This is a genomic window from Luteococcus sanguinis, from assembly GCF_039527675.1.
Taxonomy (GTDB): domain Bacteria; phylum Actinomycetota; class Actinomycetes; order Propionibacteriales; family Propionibacteriaceae; genus Luteococcus; species Luteococcus sanguinis.
This window is the reverse complement of sequence record NZ_BAAAKI010000012.1, coordinates 29,224-51,885: the sequence shown is the minus strand read 5'-3', so window position 1 is coordinate 51,885 and position 22,662 is coordinate 29,224. Positions and strand designations below refer to the sequence as shown.

General features: G+C 68.8%; 20 protein-coding genes. 7 read left to right on the top strand and 13 right to left on the bottom strand.

Annotated elements, in window-relative coordinates:
- Positions 1-69 precede the first annotated feature (69 nt).
- Both nrdR and ABD089_RS08870 read right to left on the bottom strand, forming a co-directional pair.
- Entirely contained in the window at positions 70-525 is a 456-nt protein-coding gene (gene nrdR, locus ABD089_RS08875; protein WP_343886064.1) for a transcriptional regulator NrdR, read from the bottom strand.
- Positions 526-798: 273 nt separating this feature from the next.
- A complete protein-coding gene (locus ABD089_RS08870; protein WP_343885978.1) occupies positions 799-1,206 on the bottom strand; it encodes a DUF2752 domain-containing protein in 408 nt (135 codons plus the stop codon).
- Between the two features lie 205 nt (positions 1,207-1,411).
- Here ABD089_RS08870 and ABD089_RS08865 point away from each other — a divergent pair, with 205 nt between their 5' ends.
- Positions 1,412-2,563, top strand: a complete 1,152-nt coding sequence (locus ABD089_RS08865) for an RDD family protein (protein WP_343885977.1) — start codon at positions 1,412-1,414, stop codon at positions 2,561-2,563.
- 93 nt (positions 2,564-2,656) lie between these two features.
- Here ABD089_RS08865 and ABD089_RS08860 read toward each other — a convergent pair whose 3' ends face one another.
- Complete coding sequence (locus ABD089_RS08860; protein ID WP_343885976.1) at positions 2,657-3,046, bottom strand: hypothetical protein; 390 nt, start codon at positions 3,044-3,046, stop codon at positions 2,657-2,659.
- A gap of 249 nt (positions 3,047-3,295) precedes the next feature.
- Between ABD089_RS08860 and lexA the strand changes: the two genes are divergently transcribed.
- On the top strand, positions 3,296-4,096 hold the full coding sequence (gene lexA / locus ABD089_RS08855; RefSeq protein ID WP_343885975.1) for a transcriptional repressor LexA: 801 nt from the start codon (positions 3,296-3,298) through the stop codon (positions 4,094-4,096).
- Positions 4,097-4,101: 5 nt separating this feature from the next.
- Complete coding sequence (locus ABD089_RS08850) at positions 4,102-4,368, top strand: DUF167 domain-containing protein (RefSeq protein ID WP_343885974.1); 267 nt, start codon at positions 4,102-4,104, stop codon at positions 4,366-4,368.
- Here ABD089_RS08850 and ABD089_RS08845 read toward each other — a convergent pair.
- The 4 genes from ABD089_RS08845 to miaA form a co-directional block, all read right to left on the bottom strand.
- Positions 4,365-6,302, bottom strand: a complete 1,938-nt coding sequence (locus ABD089_RS08845) for an ATP-dependent DNA helicase (protein WP_343886063.1) — start codon at positions 6,300-6,302, stop codon at positions 4,365-4,367. The two genes, ABD089_RS08850 and ABD089_RS08845, sit on opposite strands and share 4 nt — an antisense overlap.
- 146 nt (positions 6,303-6,448) lie before the next feature.
- The gene (hflX, locus tag ABD089_RS08840; RefSeq protein ID WP_343885973.1) at positions 6,449-7,933 is read right to left on the bottom strand and encodes a GTPase HflX; all 1,485 of its coding nucleotides are present in this window, start codon (positions 7,931-7,933) and stop codon (positions 6,449-6,451) included.
- Between the two features lie 109 nt (positions 7,934-8,042).
- Positions 8,043-8,894 carry a diaminopimelate epimerase gene (dapF, locus tag ABD089_RS08835; RefSeq protein ID WP_343885972.1) on the bottom strand — a complete coding sequence of 284 codons (852 nt, stop codon included), beginning with the start codon at positions 8,892-8,894 and terminating at the stop codon, positions 8,043-8,045.
- Between the two features lie 53 nt (positions 8,895-8,947).
- The gene (miaA, locus tag ABD089_RS08830) at positions 8,948-9,868 is read right to left on the bottom strand and encodes a tRNA (adenosine(37)-N6)-dimethylallyltransferase MiaA (protein ID WP_343885970.1); all 921 of its coding nucleotides are present in this window, start codon (positions 9,866-9,868) and stop codon (positions 8,948-8,950) included.
- A 130-nt stretch (positions 9,869-9,998) separates the two neighbouring features.
- On the opposite strand from miaA, the gene ABD089_RS08825 reads away from it, so the two are divergent.
- Positions 9,999-10,205: an antitoxin gene (locus ABD089_RS08825; RefSeq protein ID WP_343885969.1), complete on the top strand. Its 207-nt coding sequence runs from the start codon at positions 9,999-10,001 to the stop codon at positions 10,203-10,205.
- Positions 10,206-10,269: 64 nt separating this feature from the next.
- On the opposite strand, the gene miaB is transcribed toward ABD089_RS08825, so the two are convergent.
- Complete coding sequence (gene miaB / locus ABD089_RS08820) at positions 10,270-11,775, bottom strand: tRNA (N6-isopentenyl adenosine(37)-C2)-methylthiotransferase MiaB (protein WP_343885968.1); 1,506 nt, start codon at positions 11,773-11,775, stop codon at positions 10,270-10,272.
- Between the two features lie 73 nt (positions 11,776-11,848).
- Between miaB and ABD089_RS08815 the strand changes: the two genes are divergently transcribed.
- Positions 11,849-12,739, top strand: coding sequence for an aldose 1-epimerase family protein (locus ABD089_RS08815; RefSeq protein WP_343885967.1), 891 nt, complete (start codon positions 11,849-11,851; stop codon positions 12,737-12,739).
- A gap of 39 nt (positions 12,740-12,778) precedes the next feature.
- On the opposite strand, the gene rny is transcribed toward ABD089_RS08815, so the two are convergent.
- The 4 genes from rny to ABD089_RS08795 all read right to left on the bottom strand — a co-directional run bounded on the left by rny (position 12,779) and on the right by ABD089_RS08795 (position 16,594).
- The gene (gene rny / locus ABD089_RS08810; protein WP_343885965.1) at positions 12,779-14,446 is read right to left on the bottom strand and encodes a ribonuclease Y; all 1,668 of its coding nucleotides are present in this window, start codon (positions 14,444-14,446) and stop codon (positions 12,779-12,781) included.
- Positions 14,447-14,550: 104 nt separating this feature from the next.
- A complete protein-coding gene (locus tag ABD089_RS08805) occupies positions 14,551-15,111 on the bottom strand; it encodes a regulatory protein RecX (RefSeq protein ID WP_343885963.1) in 561 nt (186 codons plus the stop codon).
- Between the two features lie 2 nt (positions 15,112-15,113).
- Positions 15,114-16,178: a recombinase RecA gene (gene recA, locus ABD089_RS08800; RefSeq protein ID WP_343885962.1), complete on the bottom strand. Its 1,065-nt coding sequence runs from the start codon at positions 16,176-16,178 to the stop codon at positions 15,114-15,116.
- Between the two features lie 221 nt (positions 16,179-16,399).
- Entirely contained in the window at positions 16,400-16,594 is a 195-nt protein-coding gene (locus ABD089_RS08795) for a DUF3046 domain-containing protein (RefSeq protein WP_343885961.1), read from the bottom strand.
- A gap of 46 nt (positions 16,595-16,640) precedes the next feature.
- Between ABD089_RS08795 and ABD089_RS08790 the strand changes: the two genes are divergently transcribed.
- The gene (locus ABD089_RS08790; protein WP_425560031.1) at positions 16,641-21,152 is read left to right on the top strand and encodes an ATP-dependent helicase; all 4,512 of its coding nucleotides are present in this window, start codon (positions 16,641-16,643) and stop codon (positions 21,150-21,152) included.
- Positions 21,153-21,284: 132 nt separating this feature from the next.
- The gene (locus ABD089_RS08785) at positions 21,285-22,049 is read left to right on the top strand and encodes a DeoR/GlpR family DNA-binding transcription regulator (RefSeq protein WP_343886062.1); all 765 of its coding nucleotides are present in this window, start codon (positions 21,285-21,287) and stop codon (positions 22,047-22,049) included.
- Between the two features lie 136 nt (positions 22,050-22,185).
- Here the strand turns inward: ABD089_RS08785 and ABD089_RS08780 are convergent, their stop codons facing one another.
- Positions 22,186-22,455, bottom strand: a complete 270-nt coding sequence (locus ABD089_RS08780; protein ID WP_343885958.1) for a helix-turn-helix domain-containing protein — start codon at positions 22,453-22,455, stop codon at positions 22,186-22,188.
- Positions 22,456-22,662: the final 207 nt, after the last annotated feature.

Genomic DNA, 22,662 nt, shown 5'->3' with positions numbered 1-22,662 from the left:
CTGGGAAATGGGTGGGTGTCAGGGACGTGGTGTTGGCCGTGCTGCTTGGGACGCGGCGATGGTTCGTGGTCAGTGGGCGGGCTGTGCCGCGCGCAGGTTGGCGATCTCCGCCTCGAAGTCGTCCACCGAGTCGTAGTGCTTGTAGACGCTCGCGAAGCGCAAGTAGGCCACGGGGTCGAGTTCACCCAGCGGCTTGAGGATCGCCAGACCGACCTCGTCGGTGGGCACCTCGGCCATCCCGGACGCGCGCAACGCCTCCTCGACCTGCTGGCCGAGCCGGGCGAGTTCGGCCTCGGTGACGGGACGTCCCTTGCAGGCCTTGCGGACCCCCTGGATCACCTTGTCGCGGTTGAAGGGTTCGACCACGCCGGACTTCTTCAAGACCACCAGTTGCATCTGCTCAATGGTCGTGAAGCGACGCTCGCAGGCGGGGCACTGACGACGACGACGGATGGAGCTGCCGTCCTCCGATGCGCGGGAATCGAGGACGCGGGAGTCACAGTGCCGGCAGAAGGGGCAGTACATGGCGCGGTTCCTCTCGTTCATGGGCACGTCGTTCATGGGCACGTCGTTCAGGGGCACGTCGTTCAGGGGCACGGCGGAGCCGCCCGGGGCGGGCCGCGCTGTGGATCTGGGTGTGGATGCAGCTGTGGACATCATGTGGACAACAACCACAACTTGTGGACGAACCACATGCTTGTAACCACTAGATGTAGATACCGTAGGCCCGCCCGACCACAATTTCAAGCTGCCGACACGACACGCCGATCCCTCGGCGTGTCGCCGGGGGCGAGTGCCTCACACGGCAACGCGGACGATGTCGAAGCCCACTCCCGCGACCGCCCAGACCACCAGCCAGCGATCGAGGCGCCCCGGCCAGCCGGTCGGCCACCAACGCCTCCCCGAAACCAGCTCGGCCCCCCACACGCCCCCCGCAACCAGGAGCTGGGCCAGCACGATGAGCACGAAACCGTTGGCCTGCCATGCCGCTGCCACGTCACCGCGCAGCAGCGCGGTGCCCATCGTCGTCGCCCCACACAAGGGACAGCGCACGCCGGTGGCCATCCGGAAGGGGCAGGGCAAACCGTGACCGCTGAGCAGCGCCACCGCCGAGAGCCCGGCGCCCACCACCAGGAAGATCCCGAGACGGCGCAACGCGGCCGAGGCCGCCTGGCGCGGACTGGGATTGGACGCGGACACGGGCACGTGCCCATTCTCCCCCACCTGGCGTGTTCAGTGAGCGGTGGGACCCGCCCGTCTGCCGCGACATCGAAAGAGCCGACCGCTCACCAGTTGGTCGGCGCGCCCATTGGGCAACCGAGCAACTGGCCCCGCCACGTCCTAGCATCGACAGCGGATCCCCGTTGCACCCACGAGCGGGTGCCCACCACCCAGTACACGAGGAGAAGACGTGACCGAGGACAACAAGCCCACCAACCCGTGGCGCCCGAACCTGCCAGAGGAGCCCACCCAGGTGAACGACCCCTGGCGCACGGGCTCCACCCCGAGCGACGATCCGACCGCCGTCGACCCGCTGGCTCCGAACGACCCGCTGGCTCCGAACGACCCGTGGGCGAGCACCCAGCAGCCCGCTGCGGCGAACGACCCTTGGGGCAACACCGCACAGGAGGGCACGCCGGCGGCACCCGCCAACCCCTGGGGCAACCCGCAGGAGGTGCAGCCGCCCACCTCCACCGACCAGTGGGGAGCCCCCGCCGATCCGGCACCGGCGACCAATGATCCCTGGGGCTCGCAGCAGGGCCAGCAGCCCACGCCGACCAGCGACCCTTGGGGATCCCAGCCGACCACGCCTGCCAGTGATCCCTGGGGAGCCCAACAGTCGTCGACCGAAGGCCAGTGGGGCGCGCCGCAACAACAGCCGACGGCCAGCGACCAGTGGGGCATGACCCAGCAGCCGGCAGAACCCCATGGCCAGACCAACGCCCCCTACGGCCAGACCACCAATCCCTACGGGCAGGCAGCAGCTGGCCCAGCCAACGGTGCCGCCGCTGGCGCGGCAGTGAACAACCCTTGGCAGCAGAACCAGGGCGCTGGGCTCGGCTACGGTCAGTCCGACCCCAATGCCGTGTGGGGCAACCAGCCCGGCTACGGCATGAGCGCCCCCGTCCTGGCGAGTTTTGGCAAGCGCGTTCAGGGCTACCTGCTTGACTATGTGCCGGCCAGCATCGTGTTGAACCTGCTGCTGAACTTCGACTATGGCAGGACGCTGGCCGATGGCACGACGCACGTCGGCATCCGTAACAACACGGTGGGCACGTTGATCGAGCTGGCGATCTTCGTGGCCCTGGCCTTCCTGAACAAGAATGGCCAGACCCCCGGCCGCCGCTGGGCCAAGACCCAGCTGGTCAATGAGCAGGGCCAGCCGCTACAGGCAGGCATCCCCTCGCTGCCCCGCTATGTGGCCCACCTGTTGGACTCGATCTGCTTCCTGGGTTGGCTCTGGCCGCTGTGGGACACCAACCGCCAGACCTTCGCTGACAAGATCGCCAAGACTCGCGTGATCGACCTCGAAGCCTCGCGGATCGACCCCAACCAACACTGACGCTGCGACCCAGCTGCGCAGTGGCATGACACCCTCCGGGTGCTCAACGGCCCCCGGCCAAGGTGATGGTCGGGGGCCGTTCGCAGTTCATGATCAGCGGTTCGAGATCAGCGCTCCATCAAGGGCAGCGACTGCCACCCCGCTCACAGCGTCCTGGGTCAGCGGCGCGTTGCTGACCTGGAAGAACTGCACCATCACCACGACCACTGCCGCCACGGCCAGTGCCACGAACGTGCCGAGGACCAGGGCGAGCCCGCGATCAGTGAGTTGGAGCGCCGGCTGGGGACCTGCCACGCGCACCGAGGAGCGCGCCCGAAGCGACACCGGCCGGTCAAGGGCGGGAGCCATCGGCTGCGCAGGGCGACCACCGGGGGCGTCGAGACGCTGCGGACGGGCGATCGGACCTCGCAATTGCTGCGGACGCGACCGCCTACGGACGCCGGGGGCGGAGCGGACTGCTGCGGTGAGGGTCGAGACGCTCATGGACAACTCCTTCTGGTGAGACAACCGCACGAGACCATCCGTCTCGAACAGGTGTTCGATGATGCGACTGTAGCGCAGATGTCGCCCGATTCAAACAGGTCTTCGAATGAGTTTTCGCAGCCTTTCGATCGAGCCCCCTGGGCCACATTCGTCGAGCCAACACGAGCCCGCTGACAGGAACTCGCGACACGCCACGCAAAGCATCGAACAGACGTTTGAATCAACATTCGAAAGCGATAGTCTCGGACCATGGCGAACAGCGACGAGCAGACACCGGGGACCACCGCGCAGCCGGTCAAGCGGAAGGTGGGTCGACCCTCCTTCAAGCAGGTGCGCGAGGAGTTCGAGGCCCAGGGCGCCAGCACCGTGCGCCAGCTGCCCGAGGGTCCGATGGACCGCGATGGCCTCACCATCCGGCAGCGCCGGGTGCTTGAGGTCATCCGCGACGCGATCCAGGCCCAGGGCTACCCGCCGAGCATCCGCGAGATCTGCGAGGGCACCGGGCTGGCCAGCTCGTCGTCCGTCGCCCACCAGCTGAAGATGCTGGAGCAGAAGGGCTTCCTGCACCGCGACCCGAAACGCCCCAGGGCGATGGAGCTGCACCTTCCCAAGAGCCTGCGCCAGGAAGACCCGGCCGCATCCGCCGACGTCACCGGCATCAACGACCACTTCCCACAGGCCGTGAACGTGCCGGTGGTCGGCCGGATCGCCGCCGGCGGCCCGATCCTGGCCGAGGAGATGGTGGAGGACGTCTTCCCGTTGCCGAAGCAGCTGGTCGGCGAGGGCACCTTGTTCATGCTGGAGGTGCGCGGCGACTCGATGGTCGATGCGGCCATCTGCGACCGGGACTGGGTGGTCGTCCGCCAGCAGCCCAGTGCCGACAACGGTGACATAGTCGCCGCCCTGCTCGACGACGAGGCGACGGTCAAGACCTTCCAGCGCAATGCCGGGCAGGTCTGGCTGATGCCGCACAACGAGCTCTACTCCCCCATCGACGGCAACGACGCCACCATCCTCGGCAAGGTGGTCGCGGTGATGCGGCGGATCTGACCTTCGTGCGGGCCCAGGTCCGGGTCAGGCCCGGCGCATCGAGAACCCGAGTGGGTGGCCGGCATGGCGACGACCAACTCGTGGTCGCCGTGCAGGCCCCTGCCGTCGACGGACGGGCGAACACCGCCGTCGTCACGGCCCTGGCGGATGCGCTGGGCGTGCGTCCCCGACAGGTCACGATAGTCCGCGGGCAGACCGCACGCACCAAGCTGGTGGAGTTCCCGGACGACTGCCGGGACGCCTACCTCAGCCTTCTGGACGCTCGACCTTAGTCCTCGCGTCCGGCCCGCAGACGACGCAGCGCCTGCACCGCCACCTCGCGGTCGCGAGTCATCCAGAAGTCGGGCATCGACGCCCTCAGGAAGCTGCCGTACCGAGCGGTGACCAGCCGCGGGTCGAGCACCGCCACCACTCCCTTGTCACTGGTGCGGCGGATCAGTCGCCCGGCCCCCTGGGCGAGCAACAGCCCGGCGTGCGTCGCCGCGACGGACATGAAGCCGTTTCCCCCCGCCTCGGCCACAGCCTGCTGGCGGGCCTGCATCAACGGGTCATCCGGGCGCGGGAAGGGGATCTTGTCGATGATCACCAACTCGCAGGTGTCCCCGGGCACGTCGATGCCCTGCCACAACGAGACGGTGCCGAACAGACAGGTTTGCGGCTCGGCGACGAAGCGTCGGGTCAGCTCGGACAGCTGGGCATCTCCCTGACACAGGATGGTCATCTTGGGCAGTTGCTTGCGGACGTGTGCGGCGGCCACCTCGGCGGCTCGCTGCGAAGCGAACAAACCCAAGGTGCGCCCGTCTGCCGCCCAGACGAGTTCCGCGATCTCGGCCAGCGCCTCGTCGGTGATGCCCTCCCGGCGCGGGTTGGGCAGGCTGGTGGCGCAGTAGAGGATGCCCTGCTTGCCGTAGTCAAAGGGGGTGCCGACGTCGATCCCCCGCCATGCCAGCGGGTTCTGCGCATCATGGGCGCCCTCAACCAGCCGGTCGGCGCGACGCAGCCCAATCTGCCCGGCCACCTGCTCGAACCCGCCTCCGATCTTCAAGGTTGCCGACGTCAGGACGGTCGTCGCCTGGCCCAGCACTCGCTCGCGCATCAGCCCCGCGACGCTCAACGGCGCGACATTGGCCTGCCGTCCGAAGCGTTCGCGCTCGCTCACCCACACCACGTCCACGGGAGACAGGTCTGCCATCCGCTCGGCGATGTCGAAGACCTCCTTGACTGCGGCCGACGCCGTGGAACGCTCCGGGTCGACGTCCTTCTTGCCCTGCTTGTCCGCAAGAGCCGAGACCACGCGACGCGAGACATCGCGGACGATCTCGAAGGCGCTGACCGCGGCCGCGTCGGGTTCGGTGACCCGGCCCGGTTCGGTGTCGTCGAGGGCCGCCTTCAACGCGTCCCCGCACTCGAGGAACTCCAGGCCCAGGTCGTCATCCAGCCAGCCCAGCGCTCGGCGAGCGACCCGCTCGACCAACTGCGGTGAGAGTTCGGCGCTGGCAGCCCCCGTCACCCGGGAGACCAGTTCGTGGGCCTCGTCGATCACGACGATGTCGTGCTCGGGGAGGGCTGTGCCCCCGTGCATGGCGTCGATGGCGAGCAGAGCGTGGTTGGTCACCACCAGGTCCGAGTGGCGAGCCTTCTCCCTGGAGAGCTCCACGAAGCAGTCCTGACCGTGGGGGCATCGCTGCGCGCCGAGGCACTCCCGAACCGGCATGGAGACCAGCCCCCAGGCGCGCGGGGTGTGCGGCGGCGCATCGTCCCGGTCGGCCAGCCCCTTGGCCTTGAACTGGTCCTCCGCCCAGTCGCGGAGCATCACCACCTCGGCACCGAGCTTCGTGGTGTCGTCCGCGCCCTCGGAGACCGCCGTGACCAGGTCACTGCCGCCGAGCAGGGTGTCTTGTTCGTCGACGACGCCGTCGCGGGTCTTCAGCAGGCAGGCGTAGTTGGTACGCCCCTTGAGGATGGCATGTGACGGTCGCCGTCCCAGCACCCGCTCCACGGAGTCGAGGGCATTCGGGATGTCGACGTTGGCGAGCTGGGCCTGCAATGCCAGCGTGGCGGTGGCGACGACGATCCGGCTCTCGCGGTTGTTGGCCAGATGCACCAAGGAGGGCGTCAGGTACCCGAGCGACTTGCCAGTACCGGTGCCCGCCTGCACGAGCAGGTGCTCATGGGTCTCGAAGGCATCCTCGATGGCGCCAGCCATCTTCTCCTGGCCGGGGCGCCGCTGGCCGCCGATCTTCTCGACCGCCGCCGCCAGCACGCCGGCTGCCCTGAGTGCCTCCGGAGCTGCAGGTTCGGACTGGTCGGCTTCAGGCACCACGACAGCTTACGCGAGCGCATCGTCCCCGGTCAGTCGACCACGTAGGGGGCGAGCTCTCCAGCGAGGTCCGGGTGGACGCGTGCATCCACCAGCGAACCCTCACCCGTGTGCTCGACGGTCAGCAGCTGGCCCGCCTTGTGGATCTTGTCGACCAGGTCACCGCGCCCATAGGGCAAGAGCACCCGGACCGGCACCTCGGGGCTCGGCAGCCGGGACTCCGCCACCGCACGCAGCTCGTCGATGCCCACGCCCGTGCGGGCCGAGCAGAAGACGGCGTCCGGGAAGGCCGTGCGCAACGACTGGAGCACGTCCGGGTCGGCGGCGTCGATCTTGTTGATCACCATCTGCTCGGAGACGTGGCTGGCCCCGATGTCGTTGAGTACGCTGCGCACGGCGTTGACCTGTCCGAAGGGGTCGGGATCGGAGCCATCGACCACGTGCAACAGCAGATCGGCGTCCGAGGTCTCCTCCAGCGTCGACTGGAAGGCCTCCACCAGGTCGTGCGGCAGGTGCCGGACGAATCCAACGGTGTCGGTGAGGGTGTAGACGCGTCCGTCACCGGTGGTGTGGCGTCGTGTGGTCGGGTCAAGGGTCGCGAAGAGCGCGTCCTCGACCAGCACCCCGGCTCTGGTCAGCCGGTTCAGCAGCGACGACTTGCCGGCATTGGTGTAGCCGACGATGGCGATCGAGGGGATGCGGTTGCGCTTGCGGTCTGCGCGCTTGGTCTCGCGAGTGCCATCCAGGTCGCGCATACGGCGGCGCAGGATGGCGATGCGGGTATTGATCCGACGGCGATCGGTCTCGATCTTCGTCTCACCGGGGCCACGGCCACCGATTCCGGCGCCACCTGCCGCCCGGCCGCCGGCCTGTCGGGAGAGGTTGCCACCCCAGCCGCGCAGGCGCTGCTTGAGGTACTGAAGTTGGGCAAGTTCCACCTGGGTCTTGCCTTCGACGCTCTTGGCGTGCTGGGCGAAGATGTCAAGGATGAGCCCGGTGCGGTCGATGACCTTGACCTTGACCTGGTCCTCGAGGTTGCGCAGCTGGGCGGGCTGCAGCTCGCCGTCGCAGATGACGGTGTCGGCGCCGGTGGCGACGACGACCTCACGCAGCTCCTCGACCTTGCCACGGCCGATGTAGGTCGCCGGATCAGGAGACTTGCGCCGCTGGATCAAGCCCTCAAGCACCTGCGCGCCAGCAGTCTCGGCGAGCGCCTTGAGCTCGGTGAGCGCGTTCTCGGCGTCGGACTCCGAACCGGTCGTCCACACCGAGATCAACACCACTCGCTCCAGTTGCAAGTCGCGGTACTCGACCTCGGAGATGTCCTCCACCTGGGTGGACATGCCCGCCACGCGCTTGAGTGAAAGTCGCTCGGCCAGTTCGAGCTGGAGGCCGTCGTAGCCGGTGGCCTCGGGATCGGCGTCCCAGTCAAGTTCCTCGTCGACCAGCTCCTCGCCGTCGTCAAGGGCGTCAAGGTCATCGTCGAACTCGTCGGAAGTGTCAAATCGTTGCGTCATCGTCGTCCAAGACTGCCACCCACGTGGGCCCGGGACCAAGGGATTATGCCGAGGGCACCGCCAGCGGCGCGTCCGGGCTCCCACAACTTGATGGACAAAGAGGCGCCCCTCAGCGGGTGTCGGGCTCGGGCAGTTGCACCTGACCGTGCGCGACCACTACGGCGGGACCCGTGATGAATGCATCACCATCGGTGATCTCGATGTGCAGGGTGCCCCCGGGGACGTCCACACGCACCTGCCCCTCGCTTCGTCCCTGCCGGGCCAGATGAGCCGCGGCCACCGCCACGGTCCCGGTGCCGCACGACAGGGTTTCGCCGGACCCACGTTCGAAGACGCGCATTCGGACGTGGTCGTCGGTAACCACCTCGACGAACTCGACGTTGACCCCCTGCGGAAACACCTCGGACGGCGACCAGGCGGGAGCGTGGAAGAGTTCCAGCGCACCCAGCGCCAACGGCTCCCCGTCCTGCTCGTCCAGGAAGGCGACCGCGTGCGGGTTGCCCACGTCGACCTTGGTGGCTGGCCAGGAGTGCCCCGCATGGACGATCGTGACCTCGTCGTCGACGAGGGTGACAGCACCCATGGAGGTACGGATCGAGCCATCGGCCTGTGGCCAGGCAGAGCGCAGCCCGGCGCGGGTGGCCACCTCGATGCGCTCCCCCGCGGCGAGGTCCTCCTCCAGGAGGTAGCGGACGAAGACCCGCAGGCCGTTGCCGCACATCTCGGCGATCGAACCGTCGGCATTGCGGTAGTCCATGAACCACAGGCCGGGTTCGCCGTTCCACTCGGGGATGGAACTGGCCAGCGTCACGCGCAGCAGTCCATCACCGCCGACGCCACCGCGGCGATCGCACAGGAAGCGGACGTCGTCCTCGCTGACCGGCACCAGGTTGTTCCGGTCGGCCACGATCACGAAGTCGTTCTTGGTGCCGTGCCCCTTGGCGAAAGTCCACGTCCTCATGCCCCCACCGTACCCAGACCAGCCGAGCGCAACTCGCGTGAATCCGGCCCGAGTCAATCCAGCCCGCACGAGTCGAGGATCTTCGCGACCAGCCCGGGGTCCACGGCCGACAGCCAGGTCACGCGCGGGTCGCGACGGAACCAGGACAGCTGCTTGCGTGCGAATCGTCGGGTGGCGGCCTTGACCGCCGCACGCGCCTGGGCCTCGTCGATCTGTCCGTCCAGATACTGCAGCACCTGGCGGTAGCCGATCGCACGCCAGGCGGTGACACCCTCGCGCAGGCCGCGCGCGGCCAGGGAACGAACCTCTTCCACCAGCCCGTCGGCCCACATCTGCTCGACCCGCTCGTCGATGCGCCGGTCCATCAGCTCGCGGGGCAACTCAAGACCGAACTGGTGCACGCCCTCGATCGCCGCCGTCCATTCGGGCAGCTTCGGCGTGAACTCACCGGTCAGTTCCAGCACCTCCAAGGCCCGCACGATCCGGCGTCCGTTGCCGGGCAGGATCTGCGCGGCAGCCTGCGGCGAGCGGGCGACCAACTCGCCGTGCAGGGCCTCCGGGCCCACCTCGTCCAAGCGCTGCTCCCAGCGCGCCCGCACCTGGGGATCGGTGGCTGGGAAGGAGAACTCGTCGATGACGGCGTGCACGTAGAGGGCCGAGCCGCCCACCACCACCGGCACCACACCGCGGGCCCTGCACTCCGCGATGGCCTCGCGGGCGAGCCGCTGGAAGTCGGCAACCGACGCGGTCTCGGTGACCTCGGCGATGTCGACGAGGTGGTGCACGACGCCGCGGCGTTCCGCGATCGTGGGCTTGGCGGTGCCGATGTCCATCCCCCGGTAGACCAGCATGGAGTCTGTGTTCACCACCTCCGCCCCGCGCCCGGAGGCCTGAACCGCGAGCGCGAGCTCCACCGCCAGGGACGACTTGCCGGATGCGGTGGGTCCGTTCAGGACGATGACGGGGGGCTGCACCCACCCATTGTCGCGGACAACCGAAGCTCACCTCTCAGCGGGAAACGTGGCCAACCACTGGTCCAGTGACCCCGGGTGGGGCACCATGGCATTGGAGCCCCCCTCTCCAGGGCCCGGAAAGGCAGGACACATGAGCATCTTCGACAAGGCGAAGGACCTCCTCAACGACGGTTCCGCGGTCGACAAGGCCAAGGATCTCGTGAATGGGAACGAGGCCAAGGTTGACCAGGCGGTCGAGCGCGCCGGCGACATCGTCGACGAGAAGACCGGTGACAAGTTCTCCGAGCAGGTCGACAAGGGTCAGTCCTTGATCCAGGACAAGACCGGCAACCTCTGATCCCGAACCCGCAACGGGCCGGACACCTCGTGGTGTCCGGCCCGTCGCGCGTCTGGTCGTCTCGTCAGCCCTGCGGGAGGCCGACTGTGGGCATCCCGAGCTGGACCCCGCGCGGGGCGGGCGGCGCGGCGTGGCGCGCCTGCCAAGCGTCGCCACCGCGGGTGCGGCGCAGGCCGGTGATCCCGGCGTCGGCGTTCAAATGGTGCGGGGCGCCATGGGTGATCACCGTCATGGCCATGTCGCCCGGACGGGGACGCTGCGCCGGATCGTCCGGAACGGCCACATGCACCAAGCGATTGTCCCGCGCTCGGCCGGACATCCGGTTGGTGTCCTCATCCTTGCGTCCCTCACCGGCGGCGAACATGATCTCGACCTCGCGGCCCTCGAGGGCGCGGTTCTCCTGCCAGGCAACGTCGTTGACCAGCGCCAGAAGCCGGTCGTAGCGCTCCTGGACGACCGGCTTGGGCACCTGGTTGGGCATCGTGGCTGCCGGCGTGCCCGGGCGGATCGAGTACTGGAAGGTGAAGGCGGACGAGAAGCGCGCCTGCTCCGTGACCCGCATGGTCGCCTCGAAGTCGTCATCCGTCTCGCCGGGGAAGCCGACGATGATGTCGGTGGTGATGGCGGCATCGGGAATGGCGGCGCGCACCTTGTCGAGGATGCCGAGAAAGCGGTCGGAGCGGTAGCTGCGACGCATCTCGCGCAGCACCTTGTCCGAGCCGGACTGCAGGGGCATGTGCAGCGTGGGCATCACATTGTGGGTCGCGGCCATGGCCGCGATCACGTCGTCGGTGAAGGAGGCGGGGTGCGGGCTGGTGAAGCGCACGCGCTCCAGACCGTCGACCTCACCGCAGGCTCGCAACAGCTTCGCGAAGGCCGTGCGGTCGCCGAACTCGACGCCATAGGTGTTGACGTTCTGGCCGAGCAGCGTGATCTCCTGCACGCCCTCGTCGACCAGGGCGCGCACCTCGGCGAGGATGTCGCCGGGGCGACGGTCGGTCTCCTTGCCGCGCAAGGCCGGGACGATGCAGAAGGTGCAGGTGTTGTTGCACCCGACGCTCACCGAGACCCAGGCCGAGTAGGGCGATTCACGGCGCGTGGGCAGGTTTGAGGGGAAGGTCTCCAGCGCCTCCTTGATCTCCACCTGGCTGGCCTGTTCGACGCGGGCTCGCTCCAGCAGAACGGGCAGCGCACCGACATTGTGCGTCCCGAACACGACATCGACCCAGGGTGCCTTGCGGACGATCAGATCGCGGTCCTTCTGCGCCATGCAGCCACCGACGGCGATCTGCATCCCGGGGCGGGAGCGCTTGACCTCGGCCATGTGACCAAGGTTGCCGTAGAGGCGGTTGTCGGCGTTCTCCCGCACGGCGCAGGTGTTGAAGACGACGACGTCGGCGCCACCATCGGTGGCGGGGGTCAGCGCGCGGGCATAGCCAGCGCCTTCGAGCAGCCCCGAGATGCGCTCGGAGTCGTGGACGTTCATCTGGCACCCATAGGTCACGACCTCATAGGTGCGATCGCCGGTGCTGCGGTCATCGGGGGTGGGCGCGCTCGTTTCAAGTTCCATGGCCGTCCAACTGTACGTGTGTCAGGGTCTGGGAACGGAATCGAGGCTCGGACGCATCATTAGGGTGGAGCGCATGCAGCCCACCGGCCAGTCCTACGAACTCAGCCACGGCAACCAGCGCGCGGTGGTGGTGCAACAGGGCGCGACGCTGCGCAGCTACAGCGTCGACGGCGTCGAGGTCTTGGCCGGCTTCGGCGCCGACCAATTGCCGGACGGGTGCCAGGGCCAGCACCTGATGCCGTGGCCCAACCGGATCAGGGACGGTCGCTATCTCTTCGAGGGCAGCTCCCACCAGTTGCCGCTCAACGAACCGGGTCGAGGCAACGCGATCCATGGGCTGGTGTCGTGGCTGGGATTCGAGGTGACTGAGCAGACCCCCTCGTCGGTGACGCAGCGAGTGCTGCTGCTCCCCCGCCCGGGATGGCCCGGGGTGGGCGAGTGCACCGTGCGGACGAGCCTGTCCGATCAGGGTCTGCAGGTCGAGGTCGCGTGCCACAACGTCGGGGAGCACAGCTTTCCATTCGGCTACGCCGCCCACCCCTACCTGCGGCTGCCAACCGGGACTGCGGACGAGTGGGGTCTCTGCTTGCCCTTCGAGCAGTGGTTGGAAACCGACGAGCGTTTGCTGCCGATCTCACTGCACCCGACCGCCGGCACCGGGGCGGACTTCCGAGCCGCGCGGGCGCTGTCCGGGCAACGCCTGGACACCGCCTTCACCGAACCGGTCGGGGGCGCGGGCTGGGAGGCGTCCATCGCACACGGGGGCCGACGCATCGTCCTGTGGGCGGACGACTCCATGCGCTGGGCGCAGGTCTACACCCCCGGTGAGGCGAGCATCGCCGTCGAACCCATGTCGGTGGGCCCGGATGCCTTCAACCCCGGCCCGACCCACCAAGACCTGACGGTGCTGGCACCGGGACAGCGGGCCCGCCACCGGTGGGGCCTGCGAGCGGAAGCGCACTGACCCAGTCCCTCACCACACCACCGCCGATCGGGATTGGAGTCAGTGGGCGATCTCGGTCGCGCGGGACTCGCGCACGACGGTCACCCGGATCTGGCCGGGGTAGGACAGCTCAGCCTGGATCTCCCCCGCGATGTCGCGAGCCAGGGCGTGAGAGGCGAGGTCGTCGACCTCGTCCGGGGCGACCATGACCCGTACTTCGCGACCCGCCTGCATGGCGAAGACCTTCTCGACTCCTTCGTGGGCGGCGGCGATGCCTTCGAGACGCTCAAGTCGACGCACATAGGCCTCCAACGACTCCCGCCGAGCGCCGGGACGCGAACCCGAGATGGCGTCCGCTGCCTGGGTGAGGACGGCCTCGATGGTGCGCGGCTCGACCTCGTTGTGGTGGGCCTCGATGGCGTGGACGATGTCAGGGTGCTCGCCGTGGCGACGCGCCAGTTCGGCGCCGACGATGGCGTGTGAGCCCTCCGACTCGTGGGTCAAGGCCTTGCCGATGTCGTGGAGGAAGGCGGCACGCTTGCAGGTGGCGACGTCGAGTCCGAGCTCGGCAGCCATCAGACCGGCAAGGTGGGCGCACTCGATGAGGTGGGCGAGGACGTTCTGCCCATAGGACGTGCGGTAGGTCAAGGCCCCCAGGATCGGCACCAGGCCCTCGTCCAGGTCGCTGATGCCAACCTCGACCAGCGCATCCTCGGCCGCGCGCCGGCAGCGCTCCGCCACCCGGGCCACTGACTTCTCATGGGCCTCCTCGATGCGCGCCGGGTGAATGCGACCGTCAGCAACCAGATCCAACAGGGTGAGGCGCGCGGTCTCCCGGCGCACGGGGTCGAAACAGCTCACCAGCACCGAACCCGGTGTGTCGTCCACCATCACGTTGACGCCCGTGACCTGTTCGAAGTGGCGGATGTTGCGCCCCTCGCGGCCGATGATGCGGCCCTTCATCTCGTCGGAGGGCAGGTCGACCGTGGTGACCACCGACTCGGACGTCTGTTCGGCAGCCAACCGCTGGATCGCGTCGGTGATGATGGCCCGCGCCCGCTGCTCCGCGTGACCGGTGGCCTCGCGTTCGATCTCGCGGCTGATGGTGGCCGCCTCGAGCCTGGACTCGTGCTCGACCTGCGCGAGGAGTTCTGCTCGCGCCTGTTGACGTCCGAGGCCGGCGACGCGCTCCAGTTCCTGCGTGGCCGCCTCGCGGTCCGCGGCTGCGAGGCGCCCCACCTCTGCGAGCTGCGCCGTGCGCGCGTCCAAGTCCTTGGAGCGCTCGTCCAAGTGCTGGCTGTCGTTGAGCAGCCGGTCTTCACGCTCGGCCAGCCGGGCCTCCCGGCGCTCCAACTGCTTCCGCGCGGAGGCGAGCTCCTGGCGCTGCTCGGCCAGCCGCGCTTCCTCCTCACCACGTCGACGTTCCGCCTCGTCGCGACGGCTGGTTGCCTCGGCGGCGAACTCCTCGGCGCGCGCGAGTTGCTCAGCGGCTCGGCTGCTCAGCGCGCGGGCTGCCTGCTGCGCTTCCTGGGCCGCGTTGGTTGCCTGCTGTGCCTGGTCCAGTTCCTGGGCGGATCGCGCCGCCTGCGCCACGGCTTCGGGCGAGGGCCCCTTGGGTGCGGCCGCCACGCCGCCTCGGCGTACCAGCAACCACAACCCCGCCACGAGGACGACCAACAGCGGGACGGCGACGGCCAACAGCACCACGAGCAGCATCGTCTCGGTCATGGGGAGGCCTCCTGTCGATCCGTTCGAGGTTAGGGTGCCACGGACCCGGATGCAAGGCTGATCTTGCTTGTGGGACACGCTATGGCGGGCCCACCCCACCGACCTCAGTCGATCTCGCGACCCTCCTGGTCGACGGTCATCGCCATCGCCTCGCGGACGACGCGCGAGACCACCTCCGAGCCGTAGCCCTTTCGCGCCAACATTCCCGCCAGACGCCGGTAGGCCGTGTCGCGCGGCAACGACTGCACCTGCCGCCATTTGCGCTCGGCCAGGGTCCGGGCCGCGGCAAGTTCGGCGTCATGGTCTATGCCGGCCGTCGCCTCCTCGATGGTGTCGCGATCCACTCCCTTTGCCTGGAGTTCCCTGCGCACCGCCGTCCGAGACAGCAGCTTGTTTGACTGGCGCGTGGTCGCCCACTGCGCCGCGAACTGCGCGTCATCGACCAGCCCGACCTCCTCATAACGCTCCAGCAGTTCTTCTATCACCTCGTCAGGAACATCGCGCGAGGCCAGCTGGGCCACCAGCTCGGCCCGCGAATGGGGCCGCAACGACAGCCGGCGCAGCGCGATCTCCCGCGCCACTTCCATCGGGTCGGCATCCGGCATTTCGTCGGGGGCGGAGTTCTCCGCCGCCCGGCGACGACGCGAACGCCTGTCGAAGGACATGGTCAGAAGGCGATCTCGCCGGTGACCGGGTCGACGCCCGCCGGAACGTCGGCTCCAGCCTCGACCGGCGGCTGCTCCCCCAGCCCGAGCTTGGAGAGGATCTGCTGCTCGATCTCGTTGGCCACCTCGGGGTTGTTCTTGAGGTAGGTGCGGGCATTCTCCTTGCCCTGACCGAGCTGGTCGGAGCCGTAGGTGAACCAGGCACCCGCCTTACGGATGATCCCACCCTCGACCCCCATGTCGATCAGGCTGCCCTCGCGGGAGATCCCCTGGCCGTAGAGGATGTCGAACTCGGCCTGCTTGAACGGCGGGGCCACCTTGTTCTTGACGACCTTGACCCGGGTGCGGTTGCCGACCATCTCCTGGCCGTCCTTCAGCGTCTCGATGCGACGCACGTCAAGGCGAACCGAGGAGTAGAACTTCAGCGCACGGCCTCCGGTGGTGGTCTCGGGCGAGCCGAACATGACGCCGATCTTCTCGCGCAGCTGGTTGATGAAGATGGCGGTCGTGTTCGAGTTGTTGAGCGCGCCGGTCATCTTGCGCAGGGCCTGGCTCATCAGTCGAGCCTGCAGGCCGACGTGGGAGTCACCCATCTCTCCCTCGATCTCGGCGCGCGGGGTCAGCGCTGCGACCGAGTCGATGACGATCAGATCCAGCGCACCGGAGCGGACCAGCATGTCGGCGATCTCCAGGGCCTGCTCACCGTTGTCGGGCTGGCTGACCAGCAGGGCGTCGGTGTCGACGCCCAGCTTGGCGGCGTAGTCGGGGTCGAGCGCGTGCTCGGCGTCGATGAAGGCGCAGATGCCCCCGGCCTTCTGCGCATTCGCGATCGCGTGCAGTGCGACCGTCGTCTTGCCGCTGGACTCAGGACCGTAGATCTCGACGACACGGCCGCGGGGCAGGCCACCGATGCCGAGGGCAATGTCGAGCGCAACCGATCCGGTCGGAATGAAGGCGATCGGCTGGCGGGTCTCCTCCCCCAGACGCATCACCGAGCCCTTGCCGTGCTGCTTCTCGATCTGGGCGAGCGCGGCCTCGAGGGCCTTCGTACGGTCTGCAACAGCCATCTCTGGCCTTCCTTCCTCTGCCCCCGGACAGCCGGGTTGGTTGGTGTGCGTGGGCCCGGCCCACGTTGTGTGAGGGCCACTGCGGCCGCCACCAATGACTCTAGGAATCGGCTCCGACACTTTTCCACGACCAACATGTCCTGTGGACAAGTGCTCGTGCCGTCGGCGCCCTGTGGACAGGACTCTAGTCGAACAATAGTTCGATTGAAAGTGACACGCCGTCAGCGGAAGCGGTCAGGGAGCTCCAGCTGCCGCCACACCGCGCGCCAGATGTCCTTGCAGGCAACGCCTGCGTCGATCGCCTCGCGCACCGTCCGTCCGCCAATCTCAGCCAGTACGACCGAATCGGCCCAGGCTCGGGCATAGTGCTCGCCGAGCTGCTCCGCCATTCGCTGCCACAGCTCCGCCTCACGCACGCCCCGAATCTAGCGCGCACCGGAAGTGTCGCCACCACGCGCCACAATGGTCGACATGACAGCGAACTGGGCCGACGGTTTTGGCGCCGCAACCCGCACCTGGTTCTCCGACGTGTTCGAGGGTCCCACCCCGGCCCAGGCTGCCGCCTGGCAGGCCATTGGCAGCGGCCAGCACAGTCTGGTCATCGCACCGACCGGCTCGGGCAAGACTCTGGCCGCCTTCCTGCACTCCCTCGACAAGCTCTCCCACCAGCCCGCCACCGGGAAGGTGCGCGTGCTCTACATCTCCCCCCTGAAGGCTCTCGCCGTCGACGTCGAGCGCAACTTGCGCGCCCCTCTGCGTGGGATCCAACTGGCCGCCGAGAGGCTCGGCGTCCCCGCGCCTCAGGTACAGGTGGCCGTCCGTTCCGGCGACACCCCGGCTGCGGACCGCCGCCGGCTCCTGAGCCATCCCCCGGACATCTTGATCACCACCCCGGAGTCACTCTTCCTGATGCTCTCGAGCCAGGTCGGCGAGACGCTGGATGAAGTGCAGACGGTGGTCATCGACGAGGTGCACGCGCTGGCCGGCACCAAGCGCGGCGCGCACCTTGCGCTGAGCCTGGAGCGCCTCGATGCCCTGAACACCCGCGGTGGGATGCAGCGGATCGGGCTGTCGGCGACGGTCCGCCCAGCCGAACGGGTTGCCTCCTTCCTCGGCGGTGACCGGCCGGTGGTCATCGTCCGCCCCGAGTCTGCCAAGCGCTGGGACCTGTCGGTGCAGGTGCCGCTCGAGGACATGACCGAGCTACGTCGCCCCGCCACCGACGATGATGACAGCCCGTCCCAGTCCATCTGGCCCTTCATCGAGGAGCGCGTGCTCGACCTGGTCGACCAGCACCGCTCGACGATCTGTTTCGTCAACTCCCGCCGGGTGGCCGAACGACTCACCGCGCACCTCAACGAGCTCCACGCGCAACGGCTGGGCATCGACTCGGACGACGACATGGCCACGCCGCCGGCAACCAAGCTGCCGCCCGCTCAGATCATGGCCCAGTCGGGGGCGACCACCGGACGCGACGGGACCGATTTCCCCGTGGTGGCTCGAGCCCACCACGGTTCGGTGAGCAAGGAACGCCGAGCGCAGATCGAGTCGGACCTGAAGTCCGGTCAGCTCCCCTGCGTGGTGGCGACGAGCTCATTGGAGCTGGGCATCGACATGGGCGCCGTGGGCCTGGTGATCCAGGTATCGTCCCCGCCCTCGGTGGCCAGTGGACTGCAGCGCATCGGACGCGCCGGGCACCAGGTGGGCGCGATCTCCCACGGCGTGGTGCTGCCCACCCACCGTGGCGACCTCCTGGAGTCAGCGGTGGTCACGCGCCGGATGCTGGAAGGCGCGATCGAGGAAGTGCACCGGCTGCGCAACCCACTGGACGTGCTGGCCCAGCAGATCGTCGGGCTGTGCGTCGACCGGGCCTGGCCGGTGGACGAGGTATGGAGGCTGGTGCGCCGCAGCGACCCCTTCTCCGACCTGCCCCGCTCGGCCTTCGAGTCAGTGCTCGACATGCTCAGCGGCCGCTACCCATCGGAGGACTTCGCCGAGCTGCGTCCTCGCCTGGTCTGGGACCGGATGGCCGACACCATCCAGGGCCGCCCGGGAGCGCGTCGGCTGGTGGTGACCTCCGGTGGCACGATTCCCGACCGCGGCCTGTTCGGCGTCTATCTCGTCGGCGAAGGCACGGCCTCGGGCAAGCACGAGGCCGGACGCCGGGTCGGTGAGCTGGACGAGGAGATGGTCTACGAATCACGGGTCGGGGACATCTTCACCCTCGGTACCACGTCATGGCGGATCGAGGAGATCACCCCCAACCAGGTGATCGTCACCCCCGCCCCCGGCCAGCCCGGCCGCCTGCCCTTCTGGCGTGGCGACCAGCCCGGACGCCCCGCCGAGCTGGGCATGGCCATCGCAGAGTTCACCGACGAACTGAGCGCAGCGGAGGATCCGCGCACCATGTTGGGTGAGCGAGGTCTGGACGACAACGCCGCCACCAACCTGGTCGACTACCTGGCCGACCAGCGTGCCGCCACCGGTGTGCTTCCCGGCCGCCGGACCATCCTGGTGGAACGCTTCCGAGATGAGCTCGGCGACTGGCGCCTGTGCGTCCACTCATCCGCGGGGACGGCCGTCCTGCAGCCCTGGGCGCTCGCGATCGAGCGGCGCGCCAAGGAACGGTACGGCGTCGAGGCACAGGTCACCGCCACCAACGACGGCATCATCGCCCGCCTCCCCGATGTCGAGTCCGCCCCGCCTGGAGCTGACCTGGTGGCGATCGACCCCGCCGAGTTGGACGAACTGGTCACCGAGCAGGTCTTCGGCTCGGCGCTGTTCGCCTCCCGGTTCCGGGAGTGCGCTGCCCGTGCCCTGTTGCTCCCCCGCCGCGACCCCGGCCGGCGATCACCGCTGTGGCAGCAGCGCATGCGGGCGGCGCAACTGTTGGCCGTCGCGTCCAACTACCCCGACTTCCCGATCATCCTCGAGACCATGCGCGAATGTCTCGAGGACGTCTTCGACCTCCCGGGGCTGACCGCACTGCTCGGTGACGTGGCGGCACGACGGGTTCGTCTGGTCGAGGTCGAGACCCCCGAGGCATCCCCCTTCGCCAAGTCGCTGATGTTCGGCTACGTCGGAGAGTTCATCTACGACGGCGACCAACCCCTGGCCGAGCGCAAGCTCGCCGCACTCAGCCTGGATCCGGCGCTGCTGGCCGAGCTGCTCGGTCGCGAGGGCGGCGCACAACTCCTGGACCCCGATGTGGTCGTGGCCCTCGGCGAGGAACTGGGCTGCCGCAGCGAGTTCCGCCGTGCGTCCAGCTCCGAACAGCTCTGGGACGTGCTGCGCACCACCGGCCCCCTGACCGAGGCCGAGTGCCGGTCGGCCAGCGACGACCCCGAACTGACCCGGCCCTGGCTGGACGAGCTGCTGGCAGCCGGTCGCATCGGTGCCTTCCGGATCGCCAGCGTCGCGATGCTGGCCGTTGCTGACGACGCGGGGTTGCTGCGCGACGCGCTGGGCGTTCCGGTCCCCGCCGGCTTGCCCGACCCACCGGTGACCGGTGCCCTGGATGCCCTCGCGAGGTTGGTGGTGCGTTGGACCCAGACCCACGTCGTCACCACCCCGGAAGAGTTTGCGAACCGATATGGCCTGCCCGTGGCCAGCGTCCGCTCCGTGTGGGCTGACCAGGTCAGCGCCGGCGACCTGGTCTCCGGTGACTACGGTCGGCCAGACCTTGGGCCGGTGCAGTACGTGCGCGCGAACCTGCTGGCGATCCTGCGCCGCCGCACCCTGGCGGCGTTGCGGGCGGGGGTCGAGGCCGTCGAGCAGCAGCAGTTCGCGCGCTTCCTGCCTGTGTGGCATGAGCTCGATGCTCCTGCCGAGGGGCCCGACGGTCTGGTGGCCGCCGTGGAACTCCTGGCCGGCTATCCGATCCCGGCCTCCATGCTGGAGGCGCTGGTGCTCCCGGCGCGGGTGCGCGGTTACCATCCTGGCCTGCTGGACGATGCCCTGGCCCGTGGCGAGGTCGTCTGGACCGGGCATGCCCCCATCGGCACCAAGGACGGATGGGTACAGCTGTGGCCGGCCGACACGGTGCTGGCCAGACCCTCGGAGGAAGCGCTCTCCGGTGCCGCAGCAGCCTTGTGGGAGCGGCTCGCGGCGGGCGGGGCCTGGCGTTTGGACGACCTGATCGAGGAGGGCATGACCCGCGGCGAGGCCACCGACGCGCTCTGGCAGCTGGTGTGGAGCGGGCACGCGGCCAGCGACACCTTCGCGCCCGTGCGCGACCTGGCCCACGCCGGTGCACTGAAGAAGCGCGCCGCCCCCAGACCCAGCCGCCGCAGCGCCCTGCGCCAGTTGCGAATCCCCCAAGCCCTGGGGCTGAGCGGACGGTGGGCCGCCGTGCGTCCCACACATGCGCCCGGACCCGAGTCACTGCTGGCAGCGGTGGTCTTCGAGTTGGGACGCTACGGCGTCCTGACCCGGGGCAGCGTGCTGACCGAGGCGATGACTCCCGCCTTCCCTGCCGCCTACCGCACCCTGTCCGCCATGGAAGAGGCCGGGCACACCCGCCGCGGCTACTTCATCGACGGCCTGGGCGCGGCCCAGTTCGCCCTGCCGGGAGCGGTGGACCGCCTGCGTGAGGAGGCTGCCACCCCTGCCCTGCTTCTGGCGGCCTGCGACCCGGCCAATCCGTTCGGCGCCGCCCTGCCGTGGCCCGCCAGCGACGGGCATCGGCCGACCCGCAAGGCGGGTGCCCTGGTGGTGCTGAGCGACGGGGAACCGGTCGTCTACCTGGAGCGCGGGGCGAGGACATTGGTGACCTTCGGTCACGAACCGGGAGCCGTGGGCGACGCGTTGGCCGTGGTGGCACGAGCCGTGCAGGAGGGACGCCTTGACAGCGTCCAGGTCGAGCGGATCAATCAAGTCCCTGCCCTGCAGGCGAAGGACCTCGCTCCCGCCCTGGAGGGGTCCGGTTTCACGATGACCCCACAGGGTTGGAAGGCTCGTGCCCGGGGCCGCTGAGCGGCTCCCGCGCCACTACGCTGAGCACAACATCGTCCGAATGCGCAGCGATCACCGCAAAGTGCGCACTCACCTGATCGGGGTCCGCGCATGCAGTCCGAGGCCAGCCCGTCCACGAAACGGTCGGAACGACTGGTTGCCCTGCTGGCCGCGCTGGCCGAGCGGCAGCAGATGCAGCTGAGCGAACTGGCGACCATCCTGGGCGCGTCGCCTGCGACGATCCGCCGGGACGTGGCTGCGCTGGCCGACCAGGGCCTGCTCACCCGCACCCACGGCGGCGTCCGTGCCGTGGGCGGGGGTGCAGAGCTCCCCGTCCGCCTCCGCGATGCCCGGCACCGGCGGGCCAAGCACGCCATCGCGCTGGAGGCCGTGGCCCAGTTGCCCAGCGGCCGGCACGCCATCGCTCTGACCGGCGGCACCACCACGACGGAGGTGTTGCGGGCGCTGCACCATCGCCACGACCTGACGATCGTGACGAACTCGGTCTCCATCGCGCTGGAGGCAGCCAACCAGGGCCAAGCGCGGGTGCTCATTGCCGGCGGTGTGTTGCGACCCAACTCCCTCGAACTGGTGGGAAGCCTCACCGAGTCGACCCTGCGCCAGATCAACGTCGGCACCGCCATCATCGGCTCAGACGGCGTGAGCCTGGCAGGTGGCCTCACCACACATGACGAGACGGAGGCCGCGACGAACCACACCATGGTGGAGCGCGCGCAACGCGTCATCGCGGTCGTGGACGGCTCCAAGGTGGGGATGGTGACCCTGGCCAAGCTCGCCGACCTGAGCGAAGTGGACCTGTTGGTCACCGACTCCAGCGCGGACGCCGCGGAACTGGCCCGCATCCGCAGCGCGGGGGTGCCGGTCCTCGTCGTCCCAGTTCCGGCAGGGGACGACTGAGCCGGACCGGCAAGGGTCACCGCTCAGCCGGACGAGGACGCACAGAAGCCCCGGGCCTGCGCCCGAGGCTTCGAGGTCTTGGTGGGTGCGGATGTCTCGTGGAAAGTGACACCGGAGTGTGACGCCGTGCGACAAGTCAGGCGACGCTGAGTGCCATCCGACGCAGTTCGGCCTCGGCCAGCTTCTCACTGACCCGGCGAAGGACGAAGGACAGCGGCACGCCAAGTGCTCCGCAGATCGAGGCCAGCAGCTCGCTGGAGGCCTCCTTCTGGCCCCGCTCGACCTCGGAAAGGTAACCCAGACTCACCCGCGCCGCCATGGACACCTCGCGCAGTGTGCGTCCCTGCTCGAAGCGCTGCTCGCGTAGGGTCTCACCCAAGACCTCTCGAACCAGCACTGGCTTCATGTTGCCCAACTTTCCATAGGCCCGCCCGGTGGCAGGGGACACACTCTCAACGACCAAAGATGGTGGATCAATTCCCTCAGCGGTGGCCGAGTTCAGTCAAAGGTCAGGATTTCCACCCCTAAGGGTGCGAATTTCTGGCCATTCTCCCCAGATCGGCCCCACTGGGGGGTTCGCGGGGTCCGCTTGGGAAGTCGACACAAACAGCTG